The 19,602-nt window shown below is 28.6% G+C and carries 23 protein-coding genes; 12 read left to right on the top strand and 11 right to left on the bottom strand.

The window, feature by feature from the left end; translation table 11 throughout:
* Positions 1-86: 86 nt before the first annotated feature.
* The 6 genes from aroB to KQS_RS06715 all read left to right on the top strand — a co-directional run bounded on the left by aroB (position 87) and on the right by KQS_RS06715 (position 4,951).
* Positions 87-1,157 carry a 3-dehydroquinate synthase gene (gene aroB / locus KQS_RS06735; RefSeq protein ID WP_014388440.1) on the top strand — a complete coding sequence of 357 codons (1,071 nt, stop codon included), beginning with the start codon at positions 87-89 and terminating at the stop codon, positions 1,155-1,157.
* Between the two features lie 54 nt (positions 1,158-1,211).
* Positions 1,212-1,385: a hypothetical protein gene (locus KQS_RS14375; protein WP_157868401.1), complete on the top strand. Its 174-nt coding sequence runs from the start codon at positions 1,212-1,214 to the stop codon at positions 1,383-1,385.
* 56 nt (positions 1,386-1,441) lie between these two features.
* Positions 1,442-2,848 carry a type III PLP-dependent enzyme domain-containing protein gene (locus KQS_RS06730; protein WP_014388439.1) on the top strand — a complete coding sequence of 469 codons (1,407 nt, stop codon included), beginning with the start codon at positions 1,442-1,444 and terminating at the stop codon, positions 2,846-2,848.
* Positions 2,849-2,900: 52 nt separating this feature from the next.
* Positions 2,901-3,875 carry a deoxyhypusine synthase family protein gene (locus tag KQS_RS06725; RefSeq protein ID WP_014388438.1) on the top strand — a complete coding sequence of 325 codons (975 nt, stop codon included), beginning with the start codon at positions 2,901-2,903 and terminating at the stop codon, positions 3,873-3,875.
* A gap of 88 nt (positions 3,876-3,963) precedes the next feature.
* Positions 3,964-4,329: a hypothetical protein gene (locus KQS_RS06720; RefSeq protein ID WP_014388437.1), complete on the top strand. Its 366-nt coding sequence runs from the start codon at positions 3,964-3,966 to the stop codon at positions 4,327-4,329.
* Positions 4,330-4,513: 184 nt separating this feature from the next.
* Positions 4,514-4,951, top strand: coding sequence for a hypothetical protein (locus KQS_RS06715; protein ID WP_157868400.1), 438 nt, complete (start codon positions 4,514-4,516; stop codon positions 4,949-4,951).
* A 1-nt stretch (position 4,952) separates the two neighbouring features.
* On the opposite strand, the gene KQS_RS06710 is transcribed toward KQS_RS06715, so the two are convergent.
* The 3 genes from KQS_RS06710 to KQS_RS06700 are packed head-to-tail and all read right to left on the bottom strand — an operon-like array spanning position 4,953 to position 7,173.
* The gene (locus KQS_RS06710; RefSeq protein WP_014388435.1) at positions 4,953-5,462 is read right to left on the bottom strand and encodes a DinB family protein; all 510 of its coding nucleotides are present in this window, start codon (positions 5,460-5,462) and stop codon (positions 4,953-4,955) included.
* 52 nt (positions 5,463-5,514) lie between these two features.
* Complete coding sequence (locus KQS_RS06705; protein WP_014388434.1) at positions 5,515-5,994, bottom strand: Lrp/AsnC family transcriptional regulator; 480 nt, start codon at positions 5,992-5,994, stop codon at positions 5,515-5,517.
* A gap of 24 nt (positions 5,995-6,018) precedes the next feature.
* On the bottom strand, positions 6,019-7,173 hold the full coding sequence (locus KQS_RS06700; RefSeq protein ID WP_014388433.1) for a M14 family metallopeptidase: 1,155 nt from the start codon (positions 7,171-7,173) through the stop codon (positions 6,019-6,021).
* Positions 7,174-7,451: 278 nt separating this feature from the next.
* Here KQS_RS06700 and KQS_RS06695 point away from each other — a divergent pair, with 278 nt between their 5' ends.
* Entirely contained in the window at positions 7,452-7,910 is a 459-nt protein-coding gene (locus KQS_RS06695) for a helix-turn-helix domain-containing protein (RefSeq protein WP_014388432.1), read from the top strand.
* A 56-nt stretch (positions 7,911-7,966) separates the two neighbouring features.
* Here KQS_RS06695 and KQS_RS06690 read toward each other — a convergent pair whose 3' ends face one another.
* Together KQS_RS06690 and KQS_RS06685 are read right to left on the bottom strand one after the other, a co-directional pair.
* Positions 7,967-8,983 carry a hypothetical protein gene (locus KQS_RS06690; RefSeq protein ID WP_014388431.1) on the bottom strand — a complete coding sequence of 339 codons (1,017 nt, stop codon included), beginning with the start codon at positions 8,981-8,983 and terminating at the stop codon, positions 7,967-7,969.
* Between the two features lie 55 nt (positions 8,984-9,038).
* Entirely contained in the window at positions 9,039-9,596 is a 558-nt protein-coding gene (locus KQS_RS06685; protein WP_014388430.1) for a 1-acyl-sn-glycerol-3-phosphate acyltransferase, read from the bottom strand.
* 55 nt (positions 9,597-9,651) lie between these two features.
* Between KQS_RS06685 and KQS_RS06680 the strand changes: the two genes are divergently transcribed.
* On the top strand, positions 9,652-10,317 hold the full coding sequence (locus KQS_RS06680) for a spermidine synthase (protein ID WP_014388429.1): 666 nt from the start codon (positions 9,652-9,654) through the stop codon (positions 10,315-10,317).
* A gap of 29 nt (positions 10,318-10,346) precedes the next feature.
* On the top strand, positions 10,347-11,063 hold the full coding sequence (locus tag KQS_RS06675; protein WP_014388428.1) for a potassium channel family protein: 717 nt from the start codon (positions 10,347-10,349) through the stop codon (positions 11,061-11,063).
* On the opposite strand, the gene KQS_RS06670 is transcribed toward KQS_RS06675, so the two are convergent.
* From KQS_RS06670 to KQS_RS06660, 3 genes are all read right to left on the bottom strand, one after another.
* Positions 11,060-12,034 (bottom strand): YitT family protein, encoded by a 975-nt coding sequence (locus KQS_RS06670; protein WP_014388427.1) that lies wholly within the window; start codon positions 12,032-12,034, stop codon positions 11,060-11,062. The genes KQS_RS06675 and KQS_RS06670 overlap by 4 nt on opposite strands.
* 83 nt (positions 12,035-12,117) lie before the next feature.
* Positions 12,118-12,846 (bottom strand): 3-deoxy-manno-octulosonate cytidylyltransferase, encoded by a 729-nt coding sequence (gene kdsB / locus KQS_RS06665; protein ID WP_014388426.1) that lies wholly within the window; start codon positions 12,844-12,846, stop codon positions 12,118-12,120.
* Between the two features lie 36 nt (positions 12,847-12,882).
* On the bottom strand, positions 12,883-14,307 hold the full coding sequence (locus KQS_RS06660) for an ATP-dependent DNA helicase (RefSeq protein ID WP_014388425.1): 1,425 nt from the start codon (positions 14,305-14,307) through the stop codon (positions 12,883-12,885).
* A gap of 88 nt (positions 14,308-14,395) precedes the next feature.
* On the opposite strand from KQS_RS06660, the gene KQS_RS06655 reads away from it, so the two are divergent.
* From KQS_RS06655 to KQS_RS06645, 3 genes are all read left to right on the top strand, one after another.
* Entirely contained in the window at positions 14,396-15,199 is an 804-nt protein-coding gene (locus KQS_RS06655; RefSeq protein WP_014388424.1) for a DUF3822 family protein, read from the top strand.
* Positions 15,196-15,819: a 16S rRNA (guanine(966)-N(2))-methyltransferase RsmD gene (rsmD, locus tag KQS_RS06650; protein WP_014388423.1), complete on the top strand. Its 624-nt coding sequence runs from the start codon at positions 15,196-15,198 to the stop codon at positions 15,817-15,819. The genes KQS_RS06655 and rsmD overlap by 4 nt, the downstream gene beginning before the upstream one ends.
* 75 nt (positions 15,820-15,894) lie before the next feature.
* Positions 15,895-16,284, top strand: coding sequence for a DUF1801 domain-containing protein (locus tag KQS_RS06645; RefSeq protein WP_014388422.1), 390 nt, complete (start codon positions 15,895-15,897; stop codon positions 16,282-16,284).
* A gap of 373 nt (positions 16,285-16,657) precedes the next feature.
* Here KQS_RS06645 and KQS_RS06635 read toward each other — a convergent pair whose 3' ends face one another.
* The 3 genes from KQS_RS06635 to KQS_RS06625 are packed head-to-tail and all read right to left on the bottom strand — an operon-like array spanning position 16,658 to position 19,513.
* On the bottom strand, positions 16,658-17,041 hold the full coding sequence (locus KQS_RS06635) for a methylglyoxal synthase (RefSeq protein WP_014388420.1): 384 nt from the start codon (positions 17,039-17,041) through the stop codon (positions 16,658-16,660).
* Positions 17,041-18,192 carry a Na+/H+ antiporter NhaA gene (gene nhaA / locus KQS_RS06630; protein ID WP_014388419.1) on the bottom strand — a complete coding sequence of 384 codons (1,152 nt, stop codon included), beginning with the start codon at positions 18,190-18,192 and terminating at the stop codon, positions 17,041-17,043. The genes KQS_RS06635 and nhaA overlap by 1 nt, the downstream gene beginning before the upstream one ends.
* A gap of 49 nt (positions 18,193-18,241) precedes the next feature.
* Positions 18,242-19,513, bottom strand: coding sequence for a TIGR00341 family protein (locus tag KQS_RS06625; protein ID WP_014388418.1), 1,272 nt, complete (start codon positions 19,511-19,513; stop codon positions 18,242-18,244).
* Positions 19,514-19,602 lie beyond the last annotated feature (89 nt).

Below are 19,602 nucleotides of genomic sequence, written 5' to 3'. Positions count from 1 at the left end.
CTTCTTTCGGAATGCAAATATACTTAATGAAACGCTGTTTTTTTGAATTATTTTGATTTATTTTGCATGAAATTTATAATTCTTCAATGAACGCAATTCAAGCAAATAATTATCAGATAGTTTTCAATGAAAATAGTTTTGAATATTTGAGTCAAATTTTAATTCCAACGAATTATTCAAAAGCTATTATTCTGGTTGACGAACACACCAATGAATATTGTTTACCCTCTTTTATTTCAAATATAGCTACAAAAGTAGAAATTGAAATCATTGAAATTGAAGCAGGTGAAGGAGTGAAAAACATTGCAACCTGTATTGAACTTTGGGAAACTTTAATTGAATTAGGTGCTGATAGAAAAAGTATTATTCTAAATTTAGGTGGAGGAGTCATTACTGACTTGGGAGGTTTTGTTGCTTGTACCTTTAAAAGAGGTATTGATTTCATTAATATACCTACTACTCTACTTTCTATGGTAGATGCATCTATAGGTGGAAAAAACGGCATTGATTTAGGTAAGTTGAAAAATCAAATTGGTATTATAAAAGAGCCGAAAGCGGTACTAATTAATTCTAGTTTTCTAAGTACTTTGCCAGCTAAAGAAATGCGTTCTGGATTGGCTGAAATGTTAAAACACGGTTTGATATTTGATAAAACTTATTGGGATAAATTTAAAAATATAAGTAACTTAAATACAGATGATTTAGACGATTTAATTAAACAATCTATTGTAATTAAAAATACTATAGTTTCACAAGATTTAACCGAAAATGGAATCCGAAAATCATTAAATTTTGGTCACACCTTAGGTCATGCAATTGAAAGCTATTTCCTTGAAAATGAAGAAAAAACAACTTTACTTCATGGTGAAGCAATTGCTGTTGGAATGATCTTAGAAAGCTATATTTCATTAGAATTAAATTTACTTACTAAAGAAGAATATGCTGAAATAAAGTATATCATTACTGATATTTTTGAAAAAATAGATTTTAATAATTCTGATATTGAAAAGATAATTGAACTGTTGATTTTTGACAAGAAAAATGAATTTGGAAAAGTTCAATTTGCATTATTAAACGGAATTGGAAATATTAAAATAGATCAAATTGTAGATAATTCATTGATTTACAAAGCATTTAATGATTACAAAAGGGTGTGATTTTTTTAAAAAAAGTAATTGAAATTCGTAATTTTATTTGTTAAATTTGCATCAATGAAAACAGCAAACACGAATACTTATATATTTAAAGAAACAGAACTTTCTTTTACTTGTAATTTCTCAAGTTTAATTAGGCCTTTTTCGTATTCACATTTCGTGGATTTGTTTACTATTTCAAAAGCTTACAACGAAAAATTACTGATTGTATTTGCAAATATTAGAGTTTGAAAATTACCTAGTAAAAACGGGTTTATTTTTTCTAACTTAAATAATTTTCAAAACAAATGAAAACAAATTATTTCGATTTAATTAATCAGACTTTTTATTTCCCTCAAGAAGAATTTACTTTAAATAAAGACAATTTACAATTTCACGGCATTGATTTAATGAAATTGGTTGAAGAATACGGTACTCCTCTAAAATTTACCTATTTACCTAAGATTTCACAAAATATAAATCGTGCTAAAATGTGGTTTCGTAATTCCATGGAAAAACATGGTTATGAAGCTAAATATTATTATTGCTACTGTACAAAAAGTTCGCATTTTGAATTTATTCTTAATGAGGCTTTAAAAAACAACATCCACATTGAAACTTCTTCTGCATTTGACATTAACATAGTTGAAAAATTAATGGAAAATGGTAAAATCAACAAAAATACTTTTGTAGTTTGTAATGGTTTTAAACGTGGCAAATATGTTGAAAATATTGCTCGTATCATTAATAACGGACATAAAAATACCATTCCTGTAATCGATAATTTTGAAGAATTAGATTTGTTACAAGAACAAATTGAAGGTAAATTTAAAATTGGTATTCGTATTGCAGCTGAAGAAGAACCAAAATTTGAGTTTTATACTTCAAGATTAGGAATTGGCTACAAAGACATTGTTCCCTTCTACAGAAAGCAAATTCAAGAAAATAAAAAAGTGGAACTAAAAATGCTTCACTTCTTTATTAATACTGGAATTCGAGATACCGCCTATTATTGGAACGAATTATTAAAATGTATGAAGGTATATATAGCTTTGAAAAAAGAATGTCCTTCATTAGATAGTTTAAATATTGGTGGAGGTTTTCCAATTAAGAGCTCGCTGGCTTTTGATTATGATTATGAATACATGATTGATGAGATCTTAAATCAAATCAAGATTGCTTGTGATGATGCTGAAATTGATGTACCTCATATTTTTACAGAATTTGGTTCTTATACCGTTGGTGAGTCTGGCGGTGCGGTATATCAAGTTTTATATCAGAAAAAACAAAATGATAGAGAAAACTGGAACATGATTGACTCGTCATTTATTACCACATTACCCGATACATGGGCCATTAACAAACGATTTGTTATGTTAGCTGTGAATCGCTGGAACGACACCTATGAACGCGTACTTTTAGGTGGTTTAACTTGTGATTCAGATGATTATTATAATTCTGAACAGCACATGAATGCCGTGTATTTACCAAAATACAATAAAGAGAAACCATTATATATAGGTTTCTTTAATACGGGTGCTTATCAAGAAACAATTGGTGGTTTTGGAGGGTTGCACCACTGCATTTTACCACAGCCTAAACATATTTTGATTGATAAGGACAAAAATGGTATAATTGCGACTGAAATATTTTCAGAAGAGCAGCAAGCAGAAGATGTATTAAATATTTTAGGATACAATAAAAATAAAGAATAATTGAGAAGCGGATTAATTCCGCTTTTTAAACGTAAATAAAAAACAAACAAAAATGAGTAAAGGACCAATTAGTCAATTCGTAGAAAAGCATTATTTACATTTTAATGCTGCTGCTTTAGTAGATGCTGCTAAAGGATATGAAGAACATTTATTAGATAATGGTAAAATGATGGTTACCCTGGCTGGTGCAATGTCTACTGCAGAATTAGGTAAATCATTAGCAGAAATGATTCGTCAAGATAAAATTCACATTATTTCTTGTACTGGTGCTAACCTAGAAGAAGATATTATGAATTTAGTAGCTCATAATTCTTATAAAAGAGTACCTAATTATAGAGATTTATCACCTCAAGAAGAATGGGATTTATTAGAAAATCACTATAATAGAGTAACAGATACTTGTATTCCAGAAGAAGAAGCATTTAGAAGACTACAATCGCATTTATTTGATATTTGGAATAATGCAGATTCAAAAGGAGAAAGATATTTTCCACATGAATTTATGTATCAAATGATCAATTCAGGAGTTTTAGAACAATATTACGAAATAGACCCTAAAGATTCTTGGATGGTAGCTGCAGCAGAAAAGAATTTACCAATTGTTGTTCCTGGATGGGAAGACAGTACTATGGGTAATATTTTTGCTTCTTATTGTATTAAAGGAGAGTTTAAAGCTACTACAATGAAAAGTGGAATTGAGTACATGATGTGGTTGGCTGATTGGTATAAAGAAAATTGTGCAGGAAAAGGTATTGGATTCTTCCAAATTGGTGGTGGTATCGCAGGTGACTTCCCTATTTGTGTTGTTCCAATGTTATATCAAGATATGGAGATGCACGATGTGCCGTTTTGGGCCTATTTCTGCCAGATTTCAGATTCAACTACAAGTTATGGATCTTATTCAGGTGCAGTGCCCAACGAAAAAATCACTTGGGGTAAATTAGACATAACTACTCCTAAATTTATTGTTGAGTCTGATGCTACAATAGTTGCCCCATTAATTTTTGCCTATATTTTAGGGTGGTAATTATGTAAAAAAATTAAAAGAAAAAAATTTGATTTTTAATTTTTCAATATTACATTTGACAAACTAAACTTGATTAAGCATAACCCAAATGAAAAGAGTAATTGTTGATTACGCCAAGCTAACAAACGAAATCTTAAGCCTTTTGGTTGAAAAATTCCCTGACGGATATGATGAGTCAGATATTATTCGATTTAAAAATGCTAAAAATGAGACTATTGAAGCGGTAGAAGTAAGAACTGAAGATACTATTTACTTGGTAAAAGTAAGTACTAAACTTTCTGATAGAATTGAAAACTATGATGAAGATGATGATTTCGATGCACCAGATGAAAGTTTAGATGCATTAAAAGAATTAGAAATCGACGACAATTCTGATGATGACGATGATGATAAAGTAGATTCAGATGTTGATAGTACTGAAGCTGACGAGGACGAAGACGAAGACGAAGATTAATTTTATAAAAAAACCTGTAATTAATTACAGGTTTTTTTTGTATATTTGATTTAATATTAGTTCACACAATTAAATTTACTTCTCTAAATACTATTTGTTTCACTTTCAATTTAGTATTATGAGTTTTACAAAATTTTCTTTTTCTGCTTTTTTACTTTCTTTTGTGTCTTATAAATTGTACTACATGCTAGTAAAATTTATTATCACTTATTTTTTATTAGAAAATACAAATTCAATCAATTTAGAATTTGAAGATTTTCCATTATTGCATAATACTTCTTTACAAGCTTGTGTTATAGGAGTAATTTTTATGTCTTTTCTATTTTTAATTAAGAATTATCAAATAAAACAAGAATTTTTTATTCAAGCACTAGAGATTCTATTTTTATCAAAAATTTCCGTTGGTATATTAGGATTTATCTATGCAAAATATCAAATCGAAAGTTCAATGGTTCAACTTCAAAAGAGTCAAGAAGTTTCCTATTGTTTACAGCAATTCTATAATTACAATTTAATTGGAGTAGTACTTGCGTTTTTTTTAATTTATGTAATTTTTAATACAATTAGAATTTCTTTTGTAAATAAATACGAAACAATAGATACACCAATAGCTAACAATTAAATCACAAATAACGCTCTTTAATTACATTTAGGTGATGTATTTCATGACCGGGTAAAATATAACCAATTGCTCTAACTGAAATTTCAGTATGATTTGCTACACCTATTTGTTGCAACATGTCTAAATCAAAACTTTTAAATAACATAATAGTAGCTTGTTTAACCAATTTATATTCTTCAATTAAATCGATAATAGCTCTATTTGAAGCATTCGCTTTAGCGGCAAAATCATTTTCATCATAACCTGGAAGCTGTGTTTTATCATTTCTGGCAAAACATAAAGCTCTATAGGTAAAAATTCTTTCTGTATCGATAATGTGTTGAAGAATATCTTTTGGTGTCCATTTCCCTTTTTCATATTGATAATCCAATTTTTCAGCAGTAATTGAATTAAAAAACGAAATTGTTTCATTCATTTGATTTTCTAATCCTTCTAAAATGGATTCAGCAGGATTTAACTTTATATAATAGCCGTAATATTCCGAGTATTCATATTCAAATAAATTTTTCATAAAATAAAAATTAAGAATAAAAAAAAGCCCTACAGAGAGCTTTTAAATTTTATTATAAATCTTTGAAGATTGTATGCATTAATCGTTTTTTATCGTTAATGCTTTCCTCTAACGAAATCATGGTTTCTGTTCTGTAAACGCCATCAATATCGTCAATTTGGAAGATAACTTCTTTAGCATGACTTGTATCTCTTGCTCTAATTTTACAAAAGATATTAAATTTTCCTGTTGTAACAGAAGCTACAGTTACAAATGGGATTTCATTAATACGTTCTAATACAAATTTAGTTTGCGATGTACTTTGTAAAAAGATACCCACGTAAGCAATAAATGAATAACCTAATTTTTCATAATCTAACGTCAACGATGAACCTTGAATGATTCCAGCGTCTTCCATTTTCTTAACTCTTACGTGAACAGTTCCGGCAGAAATCAATAGTTTTTTAGCAATATCAGTAAATGGGATTCGGGTATTATCAATTAACATGTCTAAAATTTGATGATCTACTTCATCTAAACGAAACTTACTCATAATAATCTATTTATATATATATATTTAATCAACTAACTTTCCATTAACAAATTGGTTTTCACCGATATAAAAATCAGCTTTTTCACCAATTTGCGGTACTTCACCATAAGATGAAGAAAACAATTCACCTAAACCATCGTATTCCCTATGTCCAAATAAAGATGATAGAATATCCACTTCATAAATTCGTGCTTCAAAATCTATACCATTATTTTTTAATACTTCAGTAAATTGTACTGCAAAGTTAATGTTTTTTTCTACATTATTCTCAATAATTTTCACATTTTTAAAAATAATATCAACAAAACATTTATTATTTTGAAAAATATTCAAATAATTTTCCAAAACATTCTTAACTACATCGTTTTCGTTAATGTGGTAAATTGCTGATTGTAAAGAAATAAAAACGTATTTTCTCACTATATCTCTTTCATAATCATCTTTAAAATGGCCGGCTTCAAATAAAATTGTAGGTATACCTTTGTTTGTGAAGTAATCTCCTGTACAATTTAAATTAAAAGTATCATCAAATCGTCCAATTTGACCAGGAATAAATTCCTCAAGATTTTTAACAATACCATTAATAACCTGCGCTGCTTTAATTCTAGTAGTATTAAACTCCCTAGATTCATTGTATGCAGCTGTTAAAAATGACATTGTAGCTGGCTTTTTAGTTTCAATTATTCCGAATATGGTTCGTTGATCATGAAGATTGAAACAAAAATCAGGTTTAAAGATTTCAACCAGATTTCTCAAAACTTTACTTTCCGCTTGAGAGCAATTTAGAGCATCACGATTTAAATCAACTTTATTAGCATTTTCTCGGGTGTATAATTGTGCACCATCTGGATTTAACATTGGAACTATAGCAAAAGTGAAATTGGAACATAAAAATTGGAAATAAGTAGTATCCTTATTACAATAGTTCAAAAAATCAATTAATCCTTTTGTAGTCGTTGATTCATTGCCATGCATTTGAGACCATATTAAAATCTTAGTTGTTCCATGACCAAAAGTTATACTAGAAATTTTATTCCCTAATTCTGATTTACCTATTTCTTGAATTGTAAATCCTTCATGTAATGTATTTAGAAATACTTCAATTTGTTCTAAAATTAAATACCTTCCTTTTATTGAATGGTATAAAAAATCATTGGCTAATTGTAAACTATTTTTCATGTTACAAATGTAAAAATAAATAAATTTACAAATGTAAATTAACAAATACTACATATCGATTACAATTGTAAACAAGAAATACCTACTAAGTATTACAAATGTTATAATGTAAGTTATTTAATTTTTAAAATATGCATTTTCAGTGTTTTATATTATTTTAATTGAAGCTTTTGTTTTAATTAATACTTCTTTATTTTAGAATTTACATTAATATAATTTAAGAATTAAGAAATATTTGTTACATTTGTAAACTAAAATAAATTAATAACAATTACATTATGCAATCAGAAGAATTTATTAAGAGATTAGAAAAGGTTTTTGACTATTATGGAATGTCTGCTTCTTCGTTTGCTGATAAAATTCAGGTACAACGTTCTAGTATTTCTCATCTCCTATCTGGTAGGAATAAACCAAGTTTAGATTTTATTTTAAAAATAGTGGAACATTTTTCAGAAGTTGATATCATGTGGTTATTAAAAGGCTATGGTGATTTTCCAAAAAATAACAATGAAAAAGACGTTACTACTACTCTATCATCGCCTGAAATTAATAACATAAAAACACCACTTCAACAAGATTTATTTACGACGGAACATGAATTTTCAAAAAATGAGCTGTTTAAAAATACTATTGAAACAAAACCAACAATGTCAAAAATAGAAAAAAATGAAAAAGAGAACGAAATTGAGCAGATTGTAGTATTTTATAAAGATGGTAGTTTTAAATTATATAAATAAAAAATCCCAGCTACAACCACAATAGCTGGGAAACCAAAACTAACTAAAAAATTAAATTACTTTCTTAGTAAATAAACAGAAGTAGCACCAGGCTCCATTCTTGTATTAATAGGAGTTGCATCTGCTGAAACAGTTGGTAAATTAAAAGTCAAAATTTTACCTCCGCCGTTTAATCTTTCTGCAACATAAATCTTGTCTGTTACACTATCATAAGCACAATCTACCGGATTACCTAATGTAGAATTTGCCCCAAAAATTCTTTTTTGACTGTTCATTGCAATTGTTCCATTGTTTGGAGTTCCAGCAATAATAACACTAAAGTTATTAATTACTACAATTCCACCATCTGTATCAGAAGTAGCACTTCCAACATCAGTCAAAACCATTCTGTCTTTTGTACTTGAATACGTTATACCATGTGTTCTAACTAATCCTTCAATAGTTACCCTTTTTGTTGGAGTTAAAGCACCATTCGGATTTGAGAAGAAATTATCATAAACAACTAAATCACTTGTTAAATCTACTATAGCATATAATTTGGTACCTTCAATATGAATCCCCCAAACTTTAAATCCTGTTGTATAGGTATTTAATAAAGTAAAACCAGTGGCTGTTTTTTGATATACGAGTAATTTATTAACATTACTATTTGCAGCATTTTGATCTTGCGTAACAATTACTTTATCTCCCATTACTGCAATTTCTCTTGCATTGTTAAAATCAGACGTACTTGAATATTTTAACATTAAATTGTCCATGTTAGTTGATACAGCATTTTTTAATCCTGTATATAATTCAAGACGGTTATTGGTTCTTGAAGCAATAATTAATTCATCTGTTTCACTATTATAGTATGAGCCATCTGCATCCATACTTTGAATAGTTAGTGATTTTGCAGTTGCAGTTGAGCTTAATAAATCTAAATAAGATACTTTTCCTGTAGTATTGCTTGTTGTAATAAGCTTGGCTTCTGGAGTTGGTGTAGGGTTAGACATCATCGTATCATCATCATCATTTGAACAAGAGGAAAGGATGATTGACAATAAAGTTAAAGAATAAAATAATTTTTTCATAATTCTAAGTTTATAGTTATACTGCCATTTACGACAAAACTTAGATTATGGTTTTTTATTTTTTTAATTTATAACTAAATTCTTTTTTCTTACCGATGACTCCTTCAAAATTTTTCTCTAATATTTTAACATCTTCCTCATAATTTGAAGTCGAGTAGAATGGTTCTGAAACAATAATAGTTTTTCTTCCCCAATCAAAAGCCACAGGTACAATTGGCACATTAGCTTTTTGTGCTATATAATAAAATCCAGATTTCCATTGTTCTACTTTTTTTCGAGTACCCTCCGGTGCAATAGCTAAACGAAAAGCTTCTTTTTGATGAAAAATCTTAGCAATAGAATCTACTTTATTTTCATTTTTTTGTCTATTTAAAGGCGTCCCTCCCATCCATGAAAAATAATAATTAAATGGGAAAATGAACAATTCTTTTTTACCAACCCAATTAATATCTATTCCTAAAACGCCACGAGTCATAACTCCTATAAAGAAATCATACCAACTTGTATGAGGTACTACAATAAACACACATTTTTTTAAATTTTTATCGAAAGTTCCTTCTTGTTTCCAGCCCAGTAAGGTAAAGAAAATAAATTGATATATTTTTTGTTTCATTTCTAGTAAATAAGTCGGTAAATTTAAATTATATTTACCAAGTTTCTCTTTTATTATGTTAAAAAAAATTCTTAGTTACTTTTATCCCATCACTATTTATAAAGAAAAATCCGCTTTAAGTGATGAATTAAAAATTATTTTATACAATGGTAATTATTTATTAGACACTACCAATACGAATTACTCCTACGGTAGCTTGCAAAAAGTATTAAAAAAAGGCTTACTAAAAATTGGCAAGACTCAAATTAAAGAAATGAGTGAAATACTACTTTTAGGAGTCGCTGGAGGAAGTGTTGTAAAAACGTTAGTTCAAGAATTTGAATTTAAAAATAGTATAACCGGAATTGAACTGGATGCTAATATCATTAGATTAGCTAATAAATATTTTGGATTAGATAAAATTACAAATTTTAATTGTATACTTGAAAATGCAGAAGATTTTATTGCCCATTCTAATCAAAATTTTGATTTAATAATTATAGATATTTTTGAAGATAAAAATATGCCCGAATTTTTATTTGATGAAACTTTTATTTCAAATTATAAAAAGTTGCTAAAGCCAAAGGGTTATATAATTTTTAATTTTATGTGGATTGGTAAAGAAAAAGCCACTAAAATACAACAATATCTATCTAACTTTAATGAAAATGATTTTATAGTTACGCACTTTAAAAACGTTGAACATTATAATGATTTATTTGTTATTCAAAAACTAAATTAAATTTTGTAATTTTATATAAATATTCCATAATGAAATCGTTTTTCAAGAAATTATTTTTAGGTAAAGTTTCTATCAATGACAAGAGAAGTCGTCATATAAGCCCTATTCAAAAAAGGATATTGAATATTCGTTCCATTTGGAATAATGATCATCAAGATGATAATGGAATTGAAAAATTATTTCGGTTGTTTTTAGCAATTTCACAATTACTATTTCCAGGAGTTTATATTAAACAATTAGCCAATAAATACGGTCCAGAATATCAAGATTTAGCCATGGATGGTTACATACTAATTAAACTGAGTTTACCCTATTTTATTTTAATCAATCATTGGCAAAACTATACTCCTTTAGTTGTTTTAATGACTTATTTTTTACTAGAAACTGCACTGTATATTCCGATGCTTATTTTTGCATCAGACATGTTATCGAGGCCTCGATCCTATAAACGTTCAATGATGATGTTGTTTTTAAACTATGTAGAAATTGTATCTGCTTTTGCTGTACTTTACACCTTAGGAGATAATATGAATAAACCATTTACACATTGGTTTGATGCAATTTATTTTAGCGTAATCACTTCAAATTCTTTAGGTTATGGCGATTTCCACCCAGTTAGTTTATTTGGAAAAGTGTTAGCCAGTATTCAAACGATGTTCTTTTTGTCTTTTTTAGTTTTGTTTATTAATTTCTTTTCAAATAATGTTAAAACCAAAGGTTATTTTGATCACGAAAACAATAATTAGTGTAAAGGTTTTTTCTTAATCATTCCGCCTTTTGTATCCTTTACGCTGTTCATAACAATAAAAGCATTGGGTTCAATTTTTTCAATTTCTGTATTCAAACGATTTAATTCTAAACGCGTTACAACAGTATATAATATGTCTGTTTCTTTAGTTTCACCACGTTTTCCGTATCCTTTTTTACCACTATAAACGGTTACACCTCGTCCCATTTTATCAATAATCATTTGTCTGATTTCTTCATTATTAGAAGATATAATTGTTACGCCAATATATTCATCAATACCTTCAACAATAAAATCTAACGTTTTAGATGCAGATAAATAAGTAATCATTGAATAAAGTGCCACTTCAATTCCTAGGAAGTAAGCTGCTGTAGAAAAGATAATTACATTAATAACAATTATAACATCACCAATTGTAGTCCCAAACTTTCTACTTAAATAAATAGCCAAAACTTCTGTTCCATCAATTACGGCACCACCTCTCACTGCAAAACCTATACCTGCTCCTAAAAAAAATCCTCCAAAAATGGCTACTAATAAATTGTCATTGGTAACATTTGGAAAAGTAACTGTTGCTAATACTACTGAAAGTCCAGCAATAGCTATTGCTGTTTTTATTGCAAATTTTTGACTAACAACTTTATAACCCATTAAAACAAAAGGAATATTTACTACGATTATTAAAATTGGTAATGGAATTTTTGTAATTGCAGAAACTAATAGAGAAATTCCTGTTGCACCCCCATCAATAAAATGATTGGTCAATAGAAAACCTTTAAAACCAAAAGCAGCTGAAAAAATACCCAACGTAATTAGAAAAAAATCTTTTCCAGCTCTTTTTACTAAAATCAATAAAATGCGATAGGCTTTAGCTAATTGATAATCAGAAATTTTTTTTGTATTTTGTTGAGTAGTTTTTTTATTTCTTAAAATGGTATGGGCTAATATGTTTTTTAAAAATGTTCTCATTTATTATTGATTTTGGCTTGGATTACAAGTTACAAAAACAATTTAAAAAGGGAAAATTTTATAAAGTATTAACGTTGATTTAACTATTTTAATAGTTGTCTGGCTTTTTCCAAATCTTCTAGAGTATCAATTCCTATACTTCCGTGGATAGTTTCAATCATTTTAATGCGTTTCCCGTATTCTAAATAGCGAAGTTGTTCTAATTTTTCAGAAGCTTCCAAAGACAACATTGGTAATCTATAAAAATCCATTAAAGCTTCTTTTCTAAAGGCATATATACCCACATGTTTCATGTAACGAACCCCTACATTTTTTTCTCTTGGATAAGGAATAACTGAGCGTGAAAAATATAAAGCAAATCCTTGTTGATCTACAATAACTTTAACATTATTAGGATTCGTAATTTCCTCTTCTTCTTTAATTTCAAACATTAATGAAGCTAAATCTATTTTCTTATCCGAATCTTGTTTAAAAGCTTCAATGATTTGCTTTAAAGGGGTTGCGTTAATAAATGGTTCATCACCTTGTACATTAATAACAATATCAACATCCATAAATTCAACAGCCTCAGCAATGCGGTCACTTCCACTCTCATGTTCTTTTTTACTCATTAGGGCTTTTCCCCCATTTGAGACAATATTTTCAAAAATTAAATCCGAATCGGTTACAACAAATACATCATCAAATAATTGTGTAGCTATTGCCGCTTCATACGTTCTTAAAATGACCGTTTTACCTCCTAAATCTTGCATTAATTTGGCAGGGAAACGAGTTGAAGCATAACGAGCGGGAATAACAGCGATGATTTTCATAACTAATAATTTTACACAAAAATATACTTTAAAAATTTAACTTTCAAAAAACTCGTCTTTAAATCCAATTAAATACAATTTGTCTTTTGCTCGTGTGATGGCTGTATACAACCAACGAATGTATTCAACATCAATACCGTCGGGCAAATAGGGTTGTTCTACAAAAACGGTTTGCCACTGCCCTCCCTGTGATTTATGACAAGTAATAGCATACGAAAATTTGACTTGTAAGGCATTAAAATAGGGATTTGCCTTTACTTTTTGTAATTTTTTGTATTGATAAGGTTCGTCTGCATAATCTAACAACACTTCATGATACAATCGGTTTGATTCATCGTAAGTTAATGAGGGGGATTCACTGGTTATAGTATCTAATAAAACTACCGTATCAAATGGTTCTTGATTGGGATAATCAATCATACGAACTGTTACTTCAGCAAATCGAAAACTGTACAATTCTTTGATTTTTCTTATGGCTAAAACTTCTATAATATCGCCATTAGCAATAAAACCAGCCTCTGATTTTTCGGATAACCAAAAATAATTATTCTTTACAACCATTAATAAATCGCCTGCTGTCAATTCGCTTTCTTTACCTAAAATTTTGGTTCTAATTTGTTGGTTGTATTGATTGGCTCTTTTGTTTGAACGTACAATAAAGGCGGTATCTTCTACACTATAATTATAATAGGCTTGATGAATAGCATCTTCTATTTCATAACCATCTTGTAAACGAATGATGTCTTTAAATTTCCCTAATTTAAATTCAAAACCTGGTATAAATTGTTTTTTTAATAACGATCGTAGTGCCGTTGCATTGTATAAAATTCCCGATTTTTCAGATTGGCGCATCACTTCATCTAATTCAATATGATGTACTTCTTTCTGATAATTGAGAGCCAAAGAATCTATCTCTAATGCCAGACTTATTGCAGAATTTACAGGAGGTAACTGCGCCGTATCACCAACTAAAATAATACGACAATTATGACCCGCATAAACATAAAACAATAAATCATCTAAAAGTGAACCATTTTCATACCGACTCATTTCATTTTGAGCATCTGAAATCATGGAAGCTTCATCAACTATAAAAACAGTATCTTTAAATTTATTAGCCTGCATTACAAAGCCCATGCCGCCATTTTTATTTTTTTTAGGAAAATAAATGCGTTTATGAATGGTAAAAGCGGGTTTGTCGGCGTAACTTGCCATTACTTTAGCGGCTCTTCCCGTTGGGGCTAATAAAACTGCTTTTTGACCGATTACATTCAAATAATTTACTAAAACTGAAATTAATGTTGTTTTACCTGTACCCGCATACCCTTTTAAAACAAAAATATCGTTATCACCAGAAAACAATAAATATTCTGTAATTTTTTGAAAGAAAATTTGCTGTTGTAACGTTGGTTCAAAAGGAAAATTATCTAAAAGAGTTTTATAAAATTGGGAAGGCGACATTAAATATAGTAAAGGATTAGTAATTCGAATTCAATTGAAATTTGAACATCAAACAAAATTATGTAAATTTGCTCAATAAACCTATTTCATGCATTTAGATATTACACAAAAAACATATAAAAAATTGAGTTTTGAAGTGGCTCCAACAGGCCTTTCATTTTGTGTAATTGATATGCTATCCCAACAAATAGTAGTCTATAAAAACTATGAAATAGATACTAAACAAGTAGTAGAAGAAGCACTTTGGAAAATTTTTGTTGAAAATCCAATTTTGGCCGAACGTTATGATGAAATTGTGGTGTTGCACAATTCTAATATAAATACATTTGTGCCTACTTCACTATTTGATCCAAATCATTTGGGCAGTTACATTCAATATGATTGTAAGGTATTTGAAACGGATTATTTTGCTTATGACTATTTAGATACTTATGAATTAAATAATGTTTTTATTCCTTATACAGAAATAAATAATTATCTTTTAGATCATTACGATACATTTGACTATAAAAATTGTAATTCCATTTTTGTAAAGAAAGCATTAGATTATTCAAAAAATAAAGATTTTAAGCAAGTTTGGGTACATTTTCAAAAGGACCGATTTGAAATTGTGGTAACTAAAAACCAACAATTATTGCTTTTCAACACCTTTTTGTATCAAACTTTAGAAGATTTTATTTATTACTTATTATTTACTTTTGAGCAATTACAATTAAATCCAGAAGTTGTTCCCCTACAATTTGTTGGAGCAATTTCTGAAGAAAACGAATTCTTTAAAATTGCTTACCGATACATAAGAAATTGTTCCATTTTAGATGTTGGACAGTTAGCAGCAACTTTAAAAGTTGAAGAAAAAGACATTTTACGTCATTTTATTTTATTTCATTCATGAGAATTATTTCTGGAAAATATAAAGGCAAACGCCTACAAGCTCCCAAGAACTTACCTGTTCGACCTACAACTGATATGGCTAAAGAAGCCTTATTCAATATTTTAAACAATCATTTTAATTTTCAAGAACTGAAAATATTAGATTTATTTACTGGTACAGGGAATATAAGTTATGAATTTGCTTCAAGAGGTGCAGCGCCTATTTTGTGTGTGGATGCCGATTTTGGATGTGTGAATTACATTAAAAAGATTTCATCCGAATTGGATTTTGATATTACAGCAATTAAAAGTGATGTATTTAAATTTCTTGAAAAGAACAACAGTACTTACGACATTATTTTTGCAGATCCTCCGTATCATTTAGATCAAAAAGATTTTGAAAAAATTGTTCATTTGGTTTTTGAAAGGCAGTTACTTGATGAAGTTGGTATGTTAATAATTGAGCATTCAAAAGACACCAAATTAGAACATTTAGATCATTGTGCATTTGCACGCAGTTATGGCGGAACTACTTTTACTTTTTTTGAATTAGAAGGCGCCGACGAAGATGTAGAAGATGACGAAGATGATTATGACGAAGACGATTGGAACGACGATGAATTAGAAGATGATAATGAATAATAGAATCCCGATTATTTCGGGATTTTTTTATTTTCAATTTCATTAAATTGTATATTTGATAATACATTATTTATTATGTTGGCAGAAATTCAAAATTATCATTCCACTTTTTCACTGGAAGAACAAGTGATTGCAGCTTTAATTTACCAAATTATTTCTAAAAACTTAATTGAAGCGGAACATAAAATTTGGCATCGTCATCCTGTTTGGTTTATAGAAGGAAATCCAATTGTGGGTTACAGTAAACAAAAGAAAGGAATTCGATTAATGTTTTGGAGTGGCGCTGATTTTGAAGAAAAAGATTTAAATATTTTAGGTGAGAAATTTAAAGATGCTTCTATATTTTACAATTCCTATTCAGAAATTAATGAAAATGATATTGTAAGATGGTTGGAAAAATCAAAGAAAATCCAATGGGATTATAAAAATTTAGTTAAACGCAAAGGTCAATTGGTTAGATTGTAATGAATCGTTTAAAGTTGTTTATTATAGGCTTTTTATTAACCTCTCTTTTTGGTTATACTGAATGGGGGAACAATCAATCCATGTTTATATTTCAAATGGAATTTGATTTGTTTTTTGGTTCAAAAGGTTCGATTAATAGTTTTACACATCCATTAATTGCAATACCGTTAATTGGACAACTTATTTTGCTATTTCAATTATTCTATAAGCATCCGAAAAAAACTTGGATTTCAATTGGTGCAAGTTGTATTGCTCTATTATTTTTACTTTTTTTTGCAATCGGATTGTTAACTATTAACTTTAAAATTTTAGGATCATCACTTCCTTACGTATTAATTTTTATACTTTTTATTTTAAAAATAAAACGCGTTAACTAATCCAAAGTCAATGCGTTGAGTAACAATTGAGCAGTTGCTTCATTGGTAGCTAAGGGAATATTATGAACATCACAAATTCGAATAAGCATATTAATATCCGGTTCATGTGGATGACTACTCATTGGATCTTTAAAAAAAAGGACCATTTTACATTTACCTTCAGCTACTCTTGCTGCAATTTGAGCATCGCCACCCAGAGGACCACTTAACATTTTTTTTACTTTAATTCCAGCAGCTTCAGCTTTTCCTCCAGTAGTTCCCGTTGCAATAATTTTAATATTTTCTTTATGTAAAATAGCTTGATTTTTATTCAAAAATTGAACTAAATCTGCTTTTTTACCATCGTGTGCAATAACTGCAATTTCAAATTTTTTATCCATTATTCTTCGGTATATTTTTGTTTTAAAATAGACTGTAAAAATACATATCCAATAAATCCTGCTATTAATGAGGATAATAAAATAATCAGTTTGGCTTGATTTATTATTACCTCATTTTCAAATGCTAAAAGTGTGATGAAAATTGACATGGTAAACCCGATTCCGCCTAAAAATCCAACACCAAAAATAGCTTTCCAATTTAATTCATCAGGTAATTTACAAATTCCTATTTTAACTGCTACAAGCGAGAGAAGAAATATTCCCACTGGTTTACCAATTATTAAACCAAATGCAATTCCAATGCTATAAGGTTCTTGAATCATTTGAATTAAAGAGCCCGACATGTGTATAGCCGTATTCGCCAAAGCAAAAATTGGTAAAATTAAAAATGCTACAGGTTTATGTAAAAAATGTTGTAATAGATAAGATGTAGACGACTCATCTCCTTTTCCATAAGGTATTGCAAAAGCTAAAAGTACGCCTGTAATGGTAGCATGTACACCAGAATTTAACATAAAATACCACATAGCTACACCTCCAATTAAATAAGGAATTAAATTTCTAATTTTAAACACTTTACCCATCACATATAACAGAACAAAAATACCTAATGATAAAAATAAATTCATCCAAACTAGATTTTTGGTATAAAAAAGGGCAATTACTAAAATAGCTCCTAAATCATCAATCACCGCCAAAGCCGTTAAAAAAACTTTTAAAGAAGTAGGAACTCTATTTCCTAATAATGATAAAATACCAAGAGCAAAAGCAATATCTGTAGCCATAGGGATTCCGGCACCAGATTGAGAAGGTGTTCCCAAATTGAAAAACAAATAAATTCCAGCAGGTACTAACATACCACCAATGGCAGCAAAAATAGGCAACAAGGCATCTTTAATGTTTGATAATTCTCCTTGATATATTTCACGTTCTAATTCTAAACCAATTAATAAAAAGAAAATAGTCATTAATCCGTCGTTAATCCAATATTCTAAAGGTTGTCCAGCTAAGGAAGTCATCCAAAAATGATGGTAGGCATCACCCAGAGAAGAGTTTGCAATTCCTAAAGACAATGCGGTACAACAAATTAGCAGTACCCCTCCTATCTTCTCACTGTGAAAAAAATCGTTAAATAGTTGAGTAATTTTCATAAATAATATTTTAAATGCTTATAACTAGTTTATACTTGTGGTGTTTAAATTATTGAATAATAAATTTTATAGTTTTTTTATCATACAAAGTAGAGATCCAGTTTTTAAATTTTTCAGTACTAAAAACACTTTGTTTTTTTGGGTCTAATTCAATAATACAAAGATACAATTTTTCTGTAGTATCCTTTTTCAGTAAGTTTCCTTTTGTCATTACAAAAGATTTTACTTCAGGAAACAACACTTGAATTTGTTTAAATACGGCTTCATTTTTTAAATTAAATTCTTGATCAAGAGTTATTTTATCTTGATATTCTTTTAAAAGCAAATCTGATGGGCTTGTTTCTTTACTATTTAATTCGTTTGATAATGAAAAACCTTCTTTAATAATTAGTTTTGAATTAATTAAGTTGTATTTATTTAAGTCTTTATTTAATTCAATAATTTTTAAACTGTCTATTTTTTTTCCACCAATTACCAACTCAATTAATTTATTTTTATAATCAATATTTTTAGATATTATAAAGTTATCATTCGTTTTAACTTCTTCTGAAATAAAAACATTAGCTTGTGATTTAAACTTAATTTCTTTAGTAAATTCATATCCAAAATAAATACTTGGTACTAATGTAATTAATACAATTAGCCCCATCCAATTGTGAACTTTCTTTTTAGTTGTAACATTTATGAATTCTTTATTAGGAAATTTTAAAAAACGAACAGTTAAAAAAGTAGATAATGCAATAAAAACTGTATTAATGAAAAACAAATAAAGTGCCCCTGAAAAAAAAGATAAATTTCCACTTGCTAACCCATAACCTGCAGTACAAAGTGGCGGCATCAATGCAGTTGCAATAGCAACACCAGGAATGACATTTCCTTTTAATTTACTAGAAGTTGCTAAGATACCAGCTAAACCACCAAAAAACGCAATTAAAACATCATATATATTTGGTGAAGTTCTTGCAAGTATTTCTGAGTGGGCTTCATTTAAAGGCGAAATATAAAAATAAAAAGTAGAAGTTATTAAACAAATTGATACAGCAAAAGCAAAATTATTAGCTGATTTTTTAAGCAATTTAAAATCATTAATACCCATTGCTAATCCTAAACCCATTATTGGCCCCATTAAAGGTGAGACTAACATAGCCCCTATGATTACTGCAGTTGAGTTAACATTTAATCCGAGTGATGCAATAAATATAGCAAAAATTAATATCCATAAATTAGTACCTTTAAAAACTACACCTTGTTCTATGGCAGTAATAACATTAGAATATTCTTCTTTTTCATGTAGTAAACTAAATCGATCTAAAAATTTCATTTGTAACAATTGTTTTTTTCAATTTACAAATAAAAAAAGCTAAAAACAAGTGAATAAATAAAAAAGCCTACTGCATTTAAAACAACAGG

Source organism: Flavobacterium indicum GPTSA100-9 = DSM 17447, assembly GCF_000455605.1.
Classification (GTDB): domain Bacteria; phylum Bacteroidota; class Bacteroidia; order Flavobacteriales; family Flavobacteriaceae; genus Flavobacterium; species Flavobacterium indicum.
The sequence above is the reverse complement of the archived record's forward strand: the minus strand, read 5'-3'. Positions and strand labels throughout refer to the sequence as shown.